Here is a 358-nt window from a genome sequence, read left to right on the forward strand (position 1 = left end):
CCATTGACCACAGGTGCTCCCATTGACGGTCTTCCCCAACGCCCGAAATCTTGAAGCATAATACGACCGGATTTACCATCAAGTTTAGCTAATAATGATTCCAGTTTTCTTGATTCCCAGTCATTCAGATTATTGAAAGTTAAAGATGCCTCCCACCTAGATCCTGGGTAGGCCACAGTCTGAGAAGCCCCGTTAAAGGGGCTTATAAATTCTACAGAGTTCGATACTAGATGCCATTCCATCTCGGAAGGCCTAATTTCATCGGGACAGGTTAATATTGCCATCTTTACCCCAAAGCCATTCTTCTAATAGATCCACGGTTAGCAAAGTCTTGGAGTACCATGTTATAACCTTGTTG

At 43.6% G+C, this 358-nt stretch carries 1 protein-coding gene; it reads right to left on the reverse strand.

The window, feature by feature from the left end:
• On the reverse strand, positions 1-242 hold a 242-nt coding region (locus Y882_RS20605; protein ID WP_211259230.1), incomplete at its 3' end, for a hypothetical protein.
• Between the last annotated feature and the right edge of the window lie 116 nt (positions 243-358).

The sequence above is a fragment of the Dyella japonica DSM 16301 genome, from assembly GCF_001010355.1.
In the GTDB taxonomy this organism is placed as follows: domain Bacteria; phylum Pseudomonadota; class Gammaproteobacteria; order Xanthomonadales; family Rhodanobacteraceae; genus Dyella; species Dyella japonica.